This is a genomic window from Sphingomonas sp. FUKUSWIS1, from assembly GCF_000733135.1.
GTDB lineage: Bacteria > Pseudomonadota > Alphaproteobacteria > Sphingomonadales > Sphingomonadaceae > Sphingomonas > Sphingomonas aerolata.
Genome location: NZ_JPJC01000206.1, coordinates 62,981 through 77,928 on the forward strand (window position 1 = coordinate 62,981; position 14,948 = coordinate 77,928).

At 65.1% G+C, this 14,948-nt stretch carries 20 protein-coding genes; 13 read left to right on the top strand and 7 right to left on the bottom strand.

Annotated elements, in window-relative coordinates:
- Positions 1–905, bottom strand: a 905-nt coding sequence (gene mnmE / locus sphsw_RS12460) for a tRNA uridine-5-carboxymethylaminomethyl(34) synthesis GTPase MnmE (protein ID WP_042467193.1), incomplete at its 3' end; no start/stop codon positions are given.
- Positions 906–913: 8 nt separating this feature from the next.
- On the bottom strand, positions 914–1,168 hold the full coding sequence (locus sphsw_RS12465) for a DUF6489 family protein (protein ID WP_031440901.1): 255 nt from the start codon (positions 1,166–1,168) through the stop codon (positions 914–916).
- Positions 1,169–1,224: 56 nt separating this feature from the next.
- Here sphsw_RS12465 and sphsw_RS12470 point away from each other — a divergent pair, with 56 nt between their 5' ends.
- Both sphsw_RS12470 and sphsw_RS12475 read left to right on the top strand, forming a co-directional pair.
- On the top strand, positions 1,225–1,698 hold the full coding sequence (locus tag sphsw_RS12470) for a methylated-DNA--[protein]-cysteine S-methyltransferase (RefSeq protein ID WP_031440902.1): 474 nt from the start codon (positions 1,225–1,227) through the stop codon (positions 1,696–1,698).
- The gene (locus sphsw_RS12475) at positions 1,695–2,396 is read left to right on the top strand and encodes a dienelactone hydrolase family protein (RefSeq protein WP_031440903.1); all 702 of its coding nucleotides are present in this window, start codon (positions 1,695–1,697) and stop codon (positions 2,394–2,396) included. The genes sphsw_RS12470 and sphsw_RS12475 overlap by 4 nt, the downstream gene beginning before the upstream one ends.
- Positions 2,397–2,633: 237 nt before the next feature.
- On the opposite strand, the gene sphsw_RS12480 is transcribed toward sphsw_RS12475, so the two are convergent.
- The 4 genes from sphsw_RS12480 to hemE all read right to left on the bottom strand — a co-directional run bounded on the left by sphsw_RS12480 (position 2,634) and on the right by hemE (position 6,607).
- Complete coding sequence (locus sphsw_RS12480) at positions 2,634–3,353, bottom strand: TerC family protein (RefSeq protein WP_031395108.1); 720 nt, start codon at positions 3,351–3,353, stop codon at positions 2,634–2,636.
- Between the two features lie 237 nt (positions 3,354–3,590).
- Positions 3,591–4,847, bottom strand: a complete 1,257-nt coding sequence (gene rho / locus sphsw_RS12485; protein WP_031395107.1) for a transcription termination factor Rho — start codon at positions 4,845–4,847, stop codon at positions 3,591–3,593.
- A gap of 273 nt (positions 4,848–5,120) precedes the next feature.
- On the bottom strand, positions 5,121–5,582 hold the full coding sequence (locus sphsw_RS12490) for a CopD family protein (RefSeq protein WP_031440904.1): 462 nt from the start codon (positions 5,580–5,582) through the stop codon (positions 5,121–5,123).
- Positions 5,579–6,607: a uroporphyrinogen decarboxylase gene (gene hemE / locus sphsw_RS12495; protein ID WP_031440905.1), complete on the bottom strand. Its 1,029-nt coding sequence runs from the start codon at positions 6,605–6,607 to the stop codon at positions 5,579–5,581. The genes sphsw_RS12490 and hemE overlap by 4 nt, the downstream gene beginning before the upstream one ends.
- A 349-nt stretch (positions 6,608–6,956) precedes the next feature.
- Here hemE and sphsw_RS12500 point away from each other — a divergent pair, with 349 nt between their 5' ends.
- The 11 genes from sphsw_RS12500 to sphsw_RS12550 all read left to right on the top strand — a co-directional run bounded on the left by sphsw_RS12500 (position 6,957) and on the right by sphsw_RS12550 (position 14,037).
- Positions 6,957–7,772, top strand: coding sequence for a pyruvate, water dikinase regulatory protein (locus sphsw_RS12500; RefSeq protein WP_031440906.1), 816 nt, complete (start codon positions 6,957–6,959; stop codon positions 7,770–7,772).
- Positions 7,769–8,362 carry a Maf family protein gene (locus sphsw_RS12505; RefSeq protein WP_031440907.1) on the top strand — a complete coding sequence of 198 codons (594 nt, stop codon included), beginning with the start codon at positions 7,769–7,771 and terminating at the stop codon, positions 8,360–8,362. Before sphsw_RS12500 ends, sphsw_RS12505 begins: the two co-directional genes overlap by 4 nt.
- A 126-nt stretch (positions 8,363–8,488) precedes the next feature.
- Positions 8,489–9,304, top strand: coding sequence for a shikimate dehydrogenase family protein (locus sphsw_RS12510; protein WP_031440908.1), 816 nt, complete (start codon positions 8,489–8,491; stop codon positions 9,302–9,304).
- Positions 9,301–9,888 (top strand): dephospho-CoA kinase, encoded by a 588-nt coding sequence (coaE, locus tag sphsw_RS12515; protein ID WP_031440909.1) that lies wholly within the window; start codon positions 9,301–9,303, stop codon positions 9,886–9,888. Before sphsw_RS12510 ends, coaE begins: the two co-directional genes overlap by 4 nt.
- 7 nt (positions 9,889–9,895) lie before the next feature.
- Complete coding sequence (gene dnaQ / locus sphsw_RS12520; protein ID WP_031395100.1) at positions 9,896–10,588, top strand: DNA polymerase III subunit epsilon; 693 nt, start codon at positions 9,896–9,898, stop codon at positions 10,586–10,588.
- Between the two features lie 49 nt (positions 10,589–10,637).
- Positions 10,638–11,234, top strand: a complete 597-nt coding sequence (hpf, locus tag sphsw_RS12525; protein WP_031395099.1) for a ribosome hibernation-promoting factor, HPF/YfiA family — start codon at positions 10,638–10,640, stop codon at positions 11,232–11,234.
- 101 nt (positions 11,235–11,335) lie between these two features.
- Positions 11,336–11,803: a PTS sugar transporter subunit IIA gene (locus tag sphsw_RS12530; RefSeq protein WP_031440910.1), complete on the top strand. Its 468-nt coding sequence runs from the start codon at positions 11,336–11,338 to the stop codon at positions 11,801–11,803.
- Positions 11,793–12,272 (top strand): PaaI family thioesterase, encoded by a 480-nt coding sequence (locus sphsw_RS12535; RefSeq protein ID WP_031395097.1) that lies wholly within the window; start codon positions 11,793–11,795, stop codon positions 12,270–12,272. The genes sphsw_RS12530 and sphsw_RS12535 overlap by 11 nt, the downstream gene beginning before the upstream one ends.
- A 10-nt stretch (positions 12,273–12,282) precedes the next feature.
- Complete coding sequence (locus sphsw_RS12540; RefSeq protein WP_031440911.1) at positions 12,283–12,609, top strand: DUF1491 family protein; 327 nt, start codon at positions 12,283–12,285, stop codon at positions 12,607–12,609.
- Between the two features lie 189 nt (positions 12,610–12,798).
- Complete coding sequence (locus sphsw_RS12545; RefSeq protein WP_235188388.1) at positions 12,799–13,422, top strand: cell wall hydrolase; 624 nt, start codon at positions 12,799–12,801, stop codon at positions 13,420–13,422.
- 117 nt (positions 13,423–13,539) lie between these two features.
- Positions 13,540–14,037: an MmcB family DNA repair protein gene (locus sphsw_RS12550; protein ID WP_031440913.1), complete on the top strand. Its 498-nt coding sequence runs from the start codon at positions 13,540–13,542 to the stop codon at positions 14,035–14,037.
- Positions 14,038–14,097: 60 nt separating this feature from the next.
- Here sphsw_RS12550 and sphsw_RS12555 read toward each other — a convergent pair whose 3' ends face one another.
- Positions 14,098–14,754, bottom strand: coding sequence for an ankyrin repeat domain-containing protein (locus sphsw_RS12555; RefSeq protein ID WP_235188389.1), 657 nt, complete (start codon positions 14,752–14,754; stop codon positions 14,098–14,100).
- Between the last annotated feature and the right edge of the window lie 194 nt (positions 14,755–14,948).

The window sequence follows — 14,948 nt, forward strand, 5'->3', positions numbered from 1 at the left end:
GCCAGCCACAGCAGCAGGTCCGCCGTCTCCATCGCGGTCTCCGCCCGGGCGACGCCGATCGCCTCGATCGGATCGAGCGTATCGATCAGACCAGCGGTATCAGTCAGGACATAGGCGACCCCGTTCCGCAGGACCGGGACATCGATGCGATCACGCGTCGTCCCAGAGATCGGCGAGACGATCGCGGCATCGCGCTCCCCCATCAGATTGAGCAACGTCGATTTCCCGCTGTTGGGCGGGCCGCCGATCACGACGCGAAGGCCGTCTTTCAGCCGCTCGACCGGGGGGCTCGCGACCACCATCTCGATCTCAGCCGCCAGCGCTGCGAGATCGGCGAGCACCGCGTCGAAGGCCGCCGCATCGCTCGTCACGTCATCCTCGTCGGCAAAGTCGAGCATCGCCTCGATCCGTGCGGACAGCATCGCGACCGCGTCCATCCAGCCGCGCACCGCCTGGCTCACCCGCCCCTCGGTCGCGGTGATCGCGGCAACACGCTGCGCCTCGGTTTCGGCCTCGAGCAGATCCGCCAGCCCTTCGGCCTGGGTCAGGTCGATGCGTCCGTTACCAAGCGCGCGGCGGGTAAATTCGCCCGGCTCGGCCAGTCGTAACCCGGTCATTGCCGCAAGCGTGCGTTCAACCGCAGCGATGACCGCCCGCCCCCCATGACAATGGAGCTCGACCAGATCCTCGCCCGTCGCGGTGTTCGGGCCCGGGAAGACGATCACCAATGCGCGATCGAGCATCATCCCGCTCGCATCACGCAGAGCACGCAAACTGGCATGCCGCGCGGCAGGAAGCGGCCCGGCGAGCGCGACCGCTGCCGCAAACGCCTCGGGCCCCGATATCCGCACCACTGCGATCGCCGCGGGCGGGCGCCCGCTCGACACTGCAAAGATCGTCGTCATTCTGTTACTCAACCGCCCGTTTTGCCCGTCTGCGTCGCGCCGTCGAACATCCGTTTCCAGAACGCCATCCCCGCCTCGCCCATCGGCTGCCATCCGCGCATCATCGTCTCGATCATCTCAGGCTGCATCGCCCCGTCGCCGAGCCCTGGCATCGCCTCGATCATCATCGCGACATAGCGATCATGAATCGGTGTCAGGTCGGGCAGGCCGACCGCGCGGCGGGCCTCTTCGGGCGTGCATTCGATTTCGATGTTCATCTTCATGGACGGCCCTTTCGGTGGCGCTTGAGCCGCACGGCGGGGCACGGCATAGCGTGGCAATGTATGCGCGGGATGCCGCCTCGATCGCAACGCCTATCGGGCTGATCCGCGTGACCGGCAGCACCGACCGGATCGACGCGATCGCGATCGACCGGGACGGCATCGTCGAGGCGACCATGAACCCGGTGATCCGCGAAGCGCTTCGCCAGCTCGACGCGTATTTTGCCGGCCGTCTCACCGTCTTCGACCTTCCGCTCGCGCCATCGCTGACGCCCCGCGGCGACGCGCTGCGCCAGGCGATCGTTGAGGTCCCTTACGGCCGGACCGCCAGCTATGGCGATCTCGCGCAGGCGATCCGGTCCAGCCCGCGTGCGATCGGCCAGGCCTGTGCGCGCAATCCGTTTCCGATCGTCGTCCCCTGCCACCGAATTCTCGGAGCCGGGGGCGGGCTTGGTGCGTATTCCGCAGGCCAAGGCCCGATCACAAAATCCCGGCTGCTCGATCTCGAACGGCCGCAAGGAGGATTGCTATGACCAACACCACCACCATCCCGACGCTCGCGGGCGACGGCAGCTTCACCGCCTATCGCGCGGTCCCCGCCGGCACGCCCAAGGCCGCGATCGTCGTGATCCAGGAAATCTTCGGCGTGAATGCCGGCATCCGCCGCAAGTGCGACACGCTCGCCGAGGCCGGCTATCTCGCGATCGCCCCGGACCTGTTCTGGCGGCTGGAGCCGGGCATCGAGCTCGACCCGGACGTGAAGCCCGAATTCGATCGCGCGCTCGAACTCATGGGCCAGTTCGACCAGGACAAGGGTATCGCCGATATCGAGGCGACGATCCGCGCCGCGCGCAGCGAACTCGGTGACGGCGCCAAGGTCGGCGCGGTCGGCTATTGCCTCGGTGGCCGCCTCGCCTTCATGACCGCGGCGCGCACCGACATCGATGCGAGCGTCGGCTATTACGGCGTCGGGATCGACGGGCTGCTCGGCGAGAAGCACGCCATCGCAAACCCCGTGCTGCTCCACGTCCCCGAGGAGGATCACTTCGTCGACAAGGACGCGCAGGCGGCGATGCACGCCGGGCTCGACGATCATCCCAAGGTCACGATCTACGATTATGCGGGCGAGGATCACGGCTTCGCGACCGAGTTCGGCGAGCGCCGATCGGATGCGTCGGCCAAGCTGGCGGACGAACGCACCGCTGCATTCTTTGCCGAGCATCTAGGCTGAGGGCTGAAAGGCACGCCTCTCCCATCGTCATTCCCGCAAAGGCGGGAATCCATACTGGCTAGCGTGGGTACAAGATCGCCGACCTTGAAGGATATGGATCCCCGCCTCCGCGGAGATGACGATGGGGGTCGTGTCTGAACGCACTATAAGCGGCATGACGAACGACCAAGCGCCACAAAAAAAGGCCTCGCCGGACGATCCCGGCGAGGCCTTTTCCTTATCCGGACACTGCCCCGATCAGCCGAGCAGCGACACGATCCCGAGCGTTTCACCGGTACCGGTCCAGCCCTCGTAGATCATCTTCACCGCGACCACGAGGATCACCGCCAGGCCGATATAGGCGATCCAGCGATAGCGGTTGATGATCCGGGCGATGAAGTTCGCTGCCAGGCCCATCATCGCGACCGACAGCAACAGGCCGATCACGAGGATCCCCGGATGCTCGCGCGCTGCGCCCGCGACCGCGAGCACATTGTCGAGGCTCATCGACACGTCGGCGACCGCGACCGCCCAGGCGGCGCTGGCAAAGCCCTTCGAGGATTTGATCCCCGAGCGTTCGTCACCCTCGATTTCCTCGGAGCCGGCGTTCTGTGCACCCTCGCGGATTTCACGCCAGAACTTCCAGCTGACCCACAGCAGCAGCAGGCCGCCCGCGAAGATCAGCCCGACGATCCCCATCAGCCACGTCACGATCAGCGCGAAGAAGATGCGCAGGACGAGCGCGGCGCCGATGCCGATCAGGATGACCTTCTTGCGCTGGTCGGCAGGAAGCCCCGCGGCGAGCGCGCCGACGACGATCGCATTGTCGCCGGCAAGGACGAGGTCGATCATCAGGACCGATCCGAACGCGGCCAGCGCCTTCGGGTCGCCGAGATTGGAGAAGTCGGCGACGATGTGCTGCCAGATTTCCAGCGGTGAACCGGGTCCGGTTACTCCCGATGCGGCGGTGGCCAGCATGGCGATGATACTCAAGATGTCAGCTCCCGGTGACGGGCCACCACCGACGTGCGGAGATGGCGGATTTCAATGGGTTTCATAGCAAAGCGGCACACGAAAGCCATTGCTCTCGCGTGCCGCATTTTGGGTCGGTGTACTTGGCCGGACATGGGCGAAGCCCATGTCGTCGGTCGGGGCGGTACCCCGCCGGCCGGATCGATGCGAGTCCCGCTGCAGCGTGCAGCGGGCCGCATTCGATCACTGATTCATGCTGTCGAAGAAATTCTCGTTGGTCTTCGAATCCTTCATCTTGTCGAGCAGGAACTCCATCGCGTCGATCGTGCCCATCTGCATGAGGATACGACGCAGCACCCACATTTTGGAGAGCTTGGCCTTGTCGACCAGCAGTTCTTCCTTGCGGGTACCCGACTTGCCGACGTCGAGCGCCGGGAAGATGCGCTTGTCCGCGACCTTGCGGTCGAGCACGATTTCCGAGTTGCCGGTGCCCTTGAACTCCTCGAAGATCACCTCGTCCATGCGGCTGCCCGTGTCGATCAGCGCGGTGGCGATGATCGAGAGCGAGCCGCCCTCCTCGATGTTGCGCGCCGCACCGAAGAAGCGCTTCGGACGCTGCAGTGCGTTCGCATCGACACCACCCGTCAGGACCTTGCCTGACGACGGCACGACGGTGTTGTAGGCACGACCCAGACGGGTGATCGAATCGAGCAGGATCACCACGTCCTTCTTGTGCTCGACCAGGCGTTTAGCCTTTTCGATCACCATCTCGGCGACCTGCACGTGGCGCTGCGCGGGTTCGTCGAACGTCGAGCTGACGACCTCGCCCTTCACGCTGCGCTGCATGTCGGTGACTTCCTCGGGACGCTCGTCGATCAGCAGGACGATCAGGAACACCTCGGGGTGATTGTCGGTGATCGCCTTGGCCATGTTCTGCAACATGACCGTCTTGCCGACGCGCGGCGGGGCGACGATCAGCGTGCGCTGGCCCTTGCCCTGCGGCGACACGATGTCGATCACCCGCGCTGACTTGTCCTTGACGGTCGGGTCGGCGGGATCGAGCGTCAGCTTGCTCTCAGGATAGAGCGGCGTGAGATTGTCGAAGTTGACGCGGTGGCGAACGACGTCGGGGTCGTCGAAATTGACAGCCGTGAGCTTCACCAGCGAGAAATAGCGTTCGCCATCCTTCGGCCCGCGAATCTCGCCCTCGACCGTGTCACCGGTGCGCAGGCCGAACTTCCGCACCTGGTTCGGCGAGATGTAGATGTCGTCGGGCCCGGCGAGATAGTTGGACTCGGGCGAGCGGAGGAAGCCGAAACCATCGGGCAGCACTTCGATCGTGCCGAGTCCCATGATCTGGTCGCCATTGTCCGCCTGCACCTTCAGGATCGCGAACAACAGGTCCTGCTTGCGCAGCGTCGAGGCGCTCTCGACCCCCAGTTCCTCGGCCAGCTGGACCAGCTCGGCGGGCTTCTTCTTCTTCAGGTCTTTGAGATGCATGGGGATTTCCGGATAGCGATCAACGGGAACAGGTTCGGTCTGCGGGTGCGCTGGAAAGCGGAACTGGGCGAGCCGAACAGGCAGGACCACACGACCGGGCAGGACGCCAGGAGGCCGTGCTGGGAATCGGGGTAGAATTGGGGGGGCGGTTAGTCAAGCAGAGACGGGGCGACCGCCCTCGCCGTCATCCTCGGCTCGACCCAGTATCCAGAGCCACAAACGGTGTCCTCCGCCGCTCCGGATCCTGGATCAAGTCCAGGATGACGTGGGTGTTCAGAACGGCTTGACGATCACCAGCACGACGATGAGCGTCACCGCCAGCGCAGGGATCTCATTGAGCATCCGCAACTGCTTGCCCGTCAGCGTCGGCTTCCCGGCCGCGAGCTTCTTCGCATAGCCGACCGTCCAGCCATGATAACCCGTCAGCAGGAACACCAGCAGCAGCTTGAGATGCAGCCACCCCAGCCCCGGCGCGCCGTCCGCCAGCCCGAGGTTTAGTGCCAGCGCGAGTCCCAGCACCCAGACGACGATCATTGCCGGGGTCAGGATGATCTTGCGGATCTTGCCCTCGCGCTCGATCCAGCTCGCCGCCTCCGCTGCATTGCCCGCGGCCAGCGCCTCCTGATGATAGACGAGATAGCGCGGTAGCATGAACAGCCCCGCCATCCAGAAGATCACGAAGATCAGGTGTGCGGCCTTTACCCAGTCATAGGCCGCCCCGAGAAAACCGCTCATGTCGTGCTCCTGACGCGGGCGATCAGTTGCTCGACATGCGCGATCGGCGTGTCGGGCAGGATACCGTGCCCCAGATTGAAGACGTGCGGACGATCACCGAACGCCCCGAGAATCCGGTCGATCGCCGCATCGAGATCCGCACCGCCCGCGATCAGCGCGAGCGGATCGAGATTGCCCTGCACCGGCAGGTCGGCGGGCAGCGACGCATGCGCCCAGACCGGATCGACCGTCTCGTCGAGCCCGATCGCATCCGCACCCGTCTCGCGCGCATAAGCGGGGAGCTTGCCCCCTGCCCCCTTCGGAAAGCCGATCACCGGCACGCCGGGGCAGCGCGCATGGAGTTCGTCGATGATCCGCGCGGTCGGCGAGATCACCCAGCGTTCAAACTGCGCGGGCGACAGCGATCCCGACCAGCTGTCGAACAACTGGACCGCATCGACCCCCGCCTCGATCTGGCGGACGAGATACTCGACGGTGTTGTCCGCGATCGCATCAATGATCGCTCCGAAGGCTGCCGGATCGCGATAGGCGAAACGCCGGGTCTCGCCCTGATCCTTGCTGCCCTTGCCCGCCACCATATAGGTCGCGACCGTCCAGGGAGACCCCGCAAAGCCCAGGAACGTCGTCTCGGGCGGCAAGGCCTCGGCAACCCGCGTGACGGTCTCGTAGACCGGCTCCAGCCGCTCCAGCACCGACTGCAGGCGATCGAGCGCATGATCGACCAGCGCGGGTTCGAGCCGCGGTCCCTCGCCCACACCGAAGCTCAGATCCTGCCCCAGCGCCCAGGGAATCATCAGGATGTCCGAGAACAGGATCGAGCCGTCGAAGCCGAACCGGCGGATCGGCTGCAGCGTCACCTCGGCCGCAGCCGCGGGATCGGTCGCGAGCGCGAGGAACCCGCCCTTTTCCGCCCTGAGCGCGCGATATTCGGGAAGATAGCGCCCGGCCTGGCGCATCAACCACAGCGGCGGAGTTGCCTGACGGTCGCCGCGCAATGTCGCCAGAAGCGGCTTGAAAGTCGGCATATTGGGGGTCGGATCGGTCAGCGGAGCACCCTTCTTCTACTATAAGAAGATTCAAGAAAGAGGTTGTTGCAGTGGTTGGGCGGTTGATCACGGGACTTATGCGGTGATCCCGGAAATGCCAACAGCTTGACCTCTGCACACCCGTACAAACGCGCTGATTCGATTCAACCGTTCCCGCAACCCACAGCCTGTGGATAACTTTTCGGGCTGTGCGCGGCCCTGTGGATAAAAGGTGACTTATCCACAGCGACCGGCCCGCTTGGCGGGAGGCGTGAGTTACGCTAGCCCTTATCCGCATGTTATCCACAGATTCATTCCGATGGCCCCTCGCGGCAGGGCTACGCGACCTATGATACGGCTCCATCTTCACCTGCTGTCGGACTCGACGGGCGAGACGCTGGAGAACATCGCCAAAGCCGCGCTCGCGCAATATGACGATGTCGAGACCGTCCGCCATTTCTGGCCGATGGTCCGCACCGAGGCACATCTCGAGCGCATCCTTCAGGAGGTCGCGCAGAATCCCGGGCTCGTGATCTTCACCCTGGTGAACCCCGCGACGCGGCGGATCCTCGAACAACGCTGCCTTGCACTCGGGCTGCCCGCGGTCGCGCCGCTCGATCCGGTCAACGATGCACTGTCGGGACTGCTGGGTCAGCAGGCCAAGGCGCGGCCGGGTCGTCAACACGTCCTCGACGCCGCCTATTTCGCGCGTGTCGACGCGATCCAGTGGACGATCGCACATGACGACGGGATCGCGTGGGAAGAATGGGAGGAGGCCGATATCGTCCTCGCCGGCGTCTCGCGCTCGTCGAAGACGCCGACCTCGATCTATCTTGCCAACCGCGGCTACAAGACCGCGAACATCCCGATCGTCGTCGAAAGCCCGCCGCCGAAGATCCTCTACGCCTTGCGAAAGCCGCTGATCGTCGGGCTGACGACCAGCGCCGACCGGCTGATCCAGGTGCGCCGCAACCGGCTGCTGTCGCTGCATCAGGCACCGGACACCTCCTATGTCGAGGAAGAGGCCGTGATGCGCGAACTCGCCTTTGCGCGGCGGATGTTCGCGGACAATGGCTGGCCGGTGATCGACGTGACACGGCGGTCGATCGAGGAAACCGCGGCGGCGATCATCGCGCTGTGCAACCAGCGCCGGCCCGAGGCATGAGCTTCCTGATTCTCGCGTCGCAGAGTGCGTCGCGTCGCGCGATGCTCACTGCGGCGGGCGTCGCGTTCGATGCGACCTTTGCGGGTGTCGACGAGGATGCGGCGAAGGCGGCCCTGGTCACGCTCTCGCCGCGCGATCTGGCCGACGCGCTTGCCGAGCTCAAGGCAACGAAGGTCTCGACGCGGATGCCGGGGCATTTCGTCCTTGGCAGCGACTCGCTCGTCGCGCTGGAGGATGGCACGATCCTCGACAAACCGGTCGATCGCGATGACGCGGCCGCGCATCTGCGACGGATGTCGGGCACGCATCATGACCTGTGGAGCGCGGCGGTCATCGCGGAGAATGGCCGACCGGTGTGGCGCCATGTCGAACGCGCGCGGATGCATGTCCGGCCGCTGTCCGACGCGTTTATCGAAACCTATCTCGATGCCGAGTGGCCTGCGATCGCGGGGTGTGTCGGCTGTTACCGGATCGAGGGTCCGGGCGCGCAGCTCTTCACGAAGATCGACGGCAGCCAGTTCACCGTTCTCGGCATGCCGCTGCTTAACGTGCTCGATTTTCTCCGGACCCGCGGTGCACTCCCCGCCTAGCGCGTGGGCCGCTGACGGGCATCGGCGTTCGTCTGGCAATCCCGGCGGTATCGATTACACGCGATCGATGCGCGGTGGGCGGCGTCGAACGCCGGCCAGCCAGCCCGGGATCTTATGGAGCTCTGAATGACCCCTCGCCCCTATGCCGAAGTGATCGGCGATCCGATCGCTCAATCGAAATCGCCGCTGATCCACGGCTTCTGGCTCGACGCGCTCGGGATCGACGCCGAGTACCGGCACCAGCACGTCACCGCGGAAGAGCTTCCGGCCTATTTCGCCGAGCGGAAGAGCGATCCCGCATGGCGGGGCTGCAATATCACGATGCCGCACAAGCTGGCGGCGCTCGACCACGTGTGCGACCCCGGCGACGTCCGGGGGTCGATCGGCGCGGTCAATACCGTCTTCCGCAACTCCGCCGGCGACTGCATCGGTACAAATACCGATGCCGCGGGGTTCTGGGCGCCGATCGATGATCTCGATATCGCCGGCCAGCCCGTCACGGTGATCGGTGCAGGCGGCGCGGCGCGGGCGATCCTCTTCGCCCTGTCGCGCATGGGCGTCGGTCCGGTGACGATCCTCAACCGCAATCCTTTGAAGGCGGCGGCGTTGCTGTCGACATTCGGGCTCAAGGGACAGGCGCTGCCGATCGGTCCGGCGGTCCCGCCGTCGCGGCTGCTGGTCAATGCGAGCATCCTCGGCATGGCCGGCCAGCCGCCCCTCGACCTCGATCTCGGCGCGCTCGATCCCGACTCGCTCGTGTATGACATCGTCTACGCGCCGCTCGAGACCGGACTGCTCAAGGCCGCCCGCGCGCGCGATCTCGAAACCGTCGACGGGCTCGAGATGCTGATAGGTCAGGCGGCGGTCGCGTTTGAGATTTTGTTCCACGTGGAACCCCCGCGGGACCGCGACGAGGCCTTGCGCGCGCTGCTCACCGCATGATCATCGGGCTTACCGGGTCGATCGGCATGGGCAAATCCGCCGTCGCCGCGATGTTCGCGGAGGAAGGCGTCCCCGTCTTCGACGCCGATGCGACGGTCCACCAGCTGCAGAGTGTCGGCGGCCGACTCGTCGCACCGATCGGCGCCGCGTTTCCCGGCACCGTCCAGGACGGCGCGGTCGACCGTACACGCCTGGGGGCGGCGGTGTTCGGCGACGACGATGCGATCCGCCGTCTCGAGGCGATCGTGCATCCCGCGGTCGGTGAGGAGCGTCAGGCGTTTCTCGATTCTCATGCCGGCGCACTCGTCGTGTTCGACGTGCCGCTGTTGTTCGAAACCGGTGGTGACGCGCGAGTCGACTGTATCGTCGTCGTGACCGCCGCCGCCGAGGTCCAGCGGGCCCGCGTGCTCGCCCGCCCCGGCATGACCGTCGAGCGTTTCGCCGCGATCCTCGCCCGCCAGACACCCGATTCCGAGAAACGCGCGCGTGCCGATCATGTCATTCGCACCGACACGAGCTTCGACGAAACCCGCGCGCAGGTTCGTGCGGTGATCGCTTGCGTGACGGGACGTGAGCGCCGATAACAGCCGGATGCGTGAGATCGTCTTCGATACCGAAACCACCGGCCTCAGCTTTTCCGGTGGCGATCGCATGGTCGAGATCGGCTGTGTCGAGATGGTCAACCGGGTCGAGACCGGGCGCACTTTCCACGCCTATTACCATCCCGAACGGGACATGCCGGTCGAGGCGTTCAACGTCCACGGGCTGAGCCAGGCGTTTCTCGCCGACAAGCCGCGGTTCGGCGACGGCGTGGCGGACCTGCTCGATTTCGTCGGCGATGCGCCGATGATCGCCCATAATGCGAGCTTCGATTTCTCGTTTCTCAACGGCGAACTCGTCAAATGCGGACGGCCGATCATTCACCTGAACCGGATGATCGATACGCTGCAGATCGCCCGCAGCCGTCATCCGGGCGCGAAGCATTCGCTTGATGCGCTGTGTTCGCGGTTCGGGATCGATCGGAGTCACCGCGTTCTCCACGGCGCGCTGCTCGACGCGCAGCTTCTGGCGCAGGTCTATGTCGAGCTGTTGGGTGGTCGCCAGATCGGTCTCGGCCTGCTCAGCGAGCGAACCGTCACCGCCGCGACTCCGGTCGTCGCACCGGCGCCTCGTGTCGTTCGGCAACCGCGTGTTTTCACGGTCAGCGAGGGAGACCTTGCGGCCCATGCCGCGTTTATGAAGGGGATCAAGGATCCGATTTGGGGGGCCGTGGCGTCCGGATGACGCCGGGCGGACGGAGCCAATAGGACCGTCCGATGAGAAGGAGACGATAATGGATATCCGGATTTCTGGTCATCAGGTCGCCACTGGCGATGCGCTCAACAGCCATGTGGAAGACCGACTCCAGGGTATCGCCGACAAGTATTTCTCGCGCGCCATTTCCGCCGAGGTCACGTTCGGCAAGGGGCCGCATGATGCCGGCTTCAAATGCGATATCGTCGCGCATGTCATGAAGGGGCTGGTGCTCAAGGGCCATGCCGATGCCTATGACGCCCGTGCCGCGTTCGACAGCGCCGCGGCCAAGATCGAAACCCAGCTTCGCCGCTATATGCGCCGCCTGAAGGATCGCCATGCCGGTGAAGCCGTGGCGATCGCGGAAAGCAACGGCTATGACAATGCAAGCTATACGCTGTTTCAGGAGCAGGTCACCGAGGACGATGCCCCCGATGCGCCCCTGATCATTGCCGAGACGCGCGTCGACATCCCCGAGGCCAGCGTATCCGACGCGGTGATGATGCTGGATCTTCGCAATACAGCCGCACTATTGTTCATGAATGCGGGTACTGGCGCGCATAACATGGTTTATCGCCGCGGTGACGGCACGATCGGCTGGGTCGAACCGCAACGCTCCGCATCCGCCGCACCATAATAGAGCGCGCGAGCCGCAACAGCTGTTGTGACGCTGCGCTTTACGCCCCCGTGCAAACCGTTAAGGCGGGGCGTGCGGGGGCGCTTTGAGACATGAACAGCATGAATGACTTCAGTGATATGCTGCGTCCGGACGCGGTCCTGACCGGCATGGTCGCGGCAAACAAAAAGGCCGTGCTTCACCATGTCGCCACGCTTGCTGCCGACATTGTCGAAGGCGACGCAAAAACTATCGCGGACCGTCTGATTGCCCGCGAAAAGCTGGGTTCGACGGGATTTGGCGGTGGTGTCGCGATTCCCCATGCCAAACTCGACGGACTGACGCAGGTTACGGCTGTGTTCGCGCGACTGGCGCAGCCGATCGATTTTCAGGCCGTCGACGATCTGCCCGTCGATCTCGTCTTCATGCTGTTGTCGCCGACCGATGCCGGCGCGGTTCATCTGAAGGCACTGGTGCGGATATCGCGCCGGCTGCGCGACAAGCTGTTCCTGGACAAGCTGCGCGGTGCGGGTTCGACCGATGCGCTCTATGCGCTGTTCACCGCCGATGCGGTCCGCGATGCCGCCTGAACTGGCCTCCGCCGGCGCCGAGGCACATTTTCGTGCGCTGGAATCGCTCTACGCCTGTGCGCCGATCAACCGCTTCTTCGAATCGACGCTCGAGATACCGGAGGCCGGCGTTGCGCGGATCCGGTTCACGATCGACGAACGTCATTATCACGCCGGCGGTGCCGCGCACGGGACGAGCTATTTCAAGATGCTCGACGATGCCGCCTTCTATGCCGCCAACAGTCTCGTCACCGATCGCTTTCTCCTGACGACCGCGTTCAACCTGCTGCTGACCCGCCCGTTAAAGGCGGGGCCGGTCATCGCCGAAGGCCGCTGGATCAGCGGGAAGCGCCGCGTGTTCGTCGCCGATGCCCGGCTGATCGACGCCGAGGGGGAGGAGGCGGCGCGAGGTACGGGTACATTCATGCGCTCGCGGATCGCCCTGGCCGGGCTTCCCGGATACCGCGTCTCGCCGCGCCCGCTGCCGTGATCGTCCTGCGATGAGCGGCCGTCTTCCCAGCGGCGTCCTCGTCAGTGCGCTGCTGCGACGGGTCAACGACGCGGGCGGTTTTGGCGCGGTGCTCGCCAAAGGGGACGCGCAAAGCGGCGCAATCCTAGTGGTCGCCATCGATCGGGGCGCCCTGCCCCGCCTGCTCGAGCGCGGGATCGGCGCCGACGGGCGAACGGCGCTGATCGACTCGACTCCGTCCGAAGACCTCGACGGCTATTGGCGTCGACGGCGGTCGCGCGACCCGGATCTCTGGGTGATCGAGGTGGATGTCGCAGCGGCGGAACGGTTCGCCGCTGAAACGATCCTGGCCGATTGACTCCAAAGTCCCCCCGATAGAGGGGATATTCAACATTGATTGGCGTTGTGCTGGGACGGGTGCGATCCGGATCAGTTACGCAGTCGGGGGGATGCCTGGACGATCGGCTCGTACGATTGGTTCCGTGGTCCAACCGCATCTGAATAAGTTTGAATGACGATTTTGCAGCGGGCCGCAACGATTGCGGTCATGACCTTCTCTCTCGCCGGCCTGTTCGGCAACAGCGCGCCCAGCCAGGCGACCGGCGTCGATCGCTCGACCGCCAGCCTTACCGCACTCGCAAATATAAACGCCCTCTCCTCTCAGAATGTTCCGCAGACCGTTCCCGCCGTGACGCCCGTCACCGCCGTCGAGCCCGCTGCACCGACCGCCGTCCAGACGTCGGCCGAGATCGAAGACGAAGAATTCGAAACGCTCGCCCAGGCCGTTGCCGCGCAGGATAGCGCCGCCGCCGACGAAGCGCTCCAGTGCCTTGCCGGCGCCATCTATTTTGAATCCAAGGGCGAGCCCCTCACCGGCCAGCTCGCCGTCGCCGAAGTCATCATCAACCGCGCCAAGTCGGGTCGTTTCCCCGCCGACGTCTGCGACGTCGTCAAGCAGCGCGGCCAGTTCAGCTTTGTTCGCGGCGGCCAGATCCCCGCGATCAACAAGGGCACGTCGTACCGCACCGCCATCGCCGTCGCGAAGGTCGCACTGGCCGATGCGTGGAACAGCCCGGCCGAGAAGGCGCTGTATTTCAACACCGCCGATCGCCGCCCAGCAGGCCGCGTTATCAAGGTCGCTTCGATCGGCAACCACGTCTTCTATCGCTGATCGACAGCCGATCCGGACAAGGTCCGGTTCATGATCAGCATCCCACCTGCATCGCCAACGCTATAAACAGTCCGTGAACGCGCTTGCGTCGTTCGCGGATTGTTCTATTTCTGGCGCATGCTCGACAACCCCCCGGACTCCTGCATCGACGAACCCGGATCGCCCCTATGTGCCGCCGACGTGGCACGCGGCGTGATCCGGATGTTGTTGCGCCACGACCTGACCGCGATGGCGGAGGTTCCCCTCGACGGGGGGCGTCGCGCCGATCTGATGGCGATCGATGCCCGCGGGCAGATCGTCGTCGTCGAGATCAAGGTGTCGCGCGCGGATCTGGTCGGGGATGGCAAATGGCCTGAGTATCTCGGGCATTGCGATCGCTATTTCTGGGCGGTGCCGGCCGGGTTCGACATGCGGCCGCTGCAGGGGGCGGCGTTTCTGCCCGAACGTACCGGGATCATCGTCGCTGACCGCTATGACGCCGCGATCGTCCGTGAGGCGCATACGACCCCCCTGCCCGCGCATGTCCGCAAGCGGTGCACTTTGGCCTTTGCAAGACGCGCCGCGCGCCGTCTGATCGCACAGGTCGATCCCGACGCCGCCGGTCTCGCCTTCTGATCCGGCTGGCGGCTGATCCTCCCGATACGCGGCAGGATCAGCCGGCCGGCGACGTGGTCGTCAGAATTTCGGTCCCGAGACCGCCTTGCGGGTCTTCTTCGGCGCATCGGCCAGCAGCTTGGTCACCACGACGTTGCGGCCGTCCTGCTTAGCATAATCGCGGGCCGACATGCCGGCGATGATATCCGCCTGATCGGGATCCGCATTTTCGTTGAGCAGCACGCGGATCATGGCGATGTCGCGGCGCTGAACGGCGCGGATCAACGGAGTCTCTCCTGCCGAATTGGCAAGGTTCGGATTGGCGCCGGCGGCGGTCAGGATCGGGATCATGTCGGTCTGGCCGAGCGTCACCGCGAGCAGCAGCGGCGTGTTGCCCTTGCCGTCGCGCAGATTGGCGTCGGCGCCCTTTTGCAGCAGGAACCGCAGATAGGTCTCGTCGGCACGTTTGATGACGATGTGCAGCGCACCCTCGCCTGTCGAGACGTCGCGTGCGTTGACGATGCTGCTGCCCGGACGTCCGAGCATCTCGAGAACCTCGTTGTTCTTCGACTCGCGCACTGCGTTCAGGAATTTATATCCCTCCGACTGGTTCTGCGCATGCGCGGCACGCGGGGCGATCACGGTGGCGGCGGGAAGCGCGATCACGGCTCCCATCAACAGGGCGCCCATGGTCTTGGCGCCCGTCGTCAGGGCGGGGCACTGGCGGATATACGACATCGATAGATCCTCGGGACGCGGGTGATGTGCGACGCTTGCGCCGCACGGGCTAACAGATCAAGGCTGGCTGTATCATGACCAATCGACGCCCCGCCCTTCTCGCCGCCCTCGCGCTCGCGGCGTGCAGCCCCTCTGCGCCCGATACGAGCGCGGCCCCCGCCACGCCGCCGCTTGCCGGGGCGCGGATCGGCGGG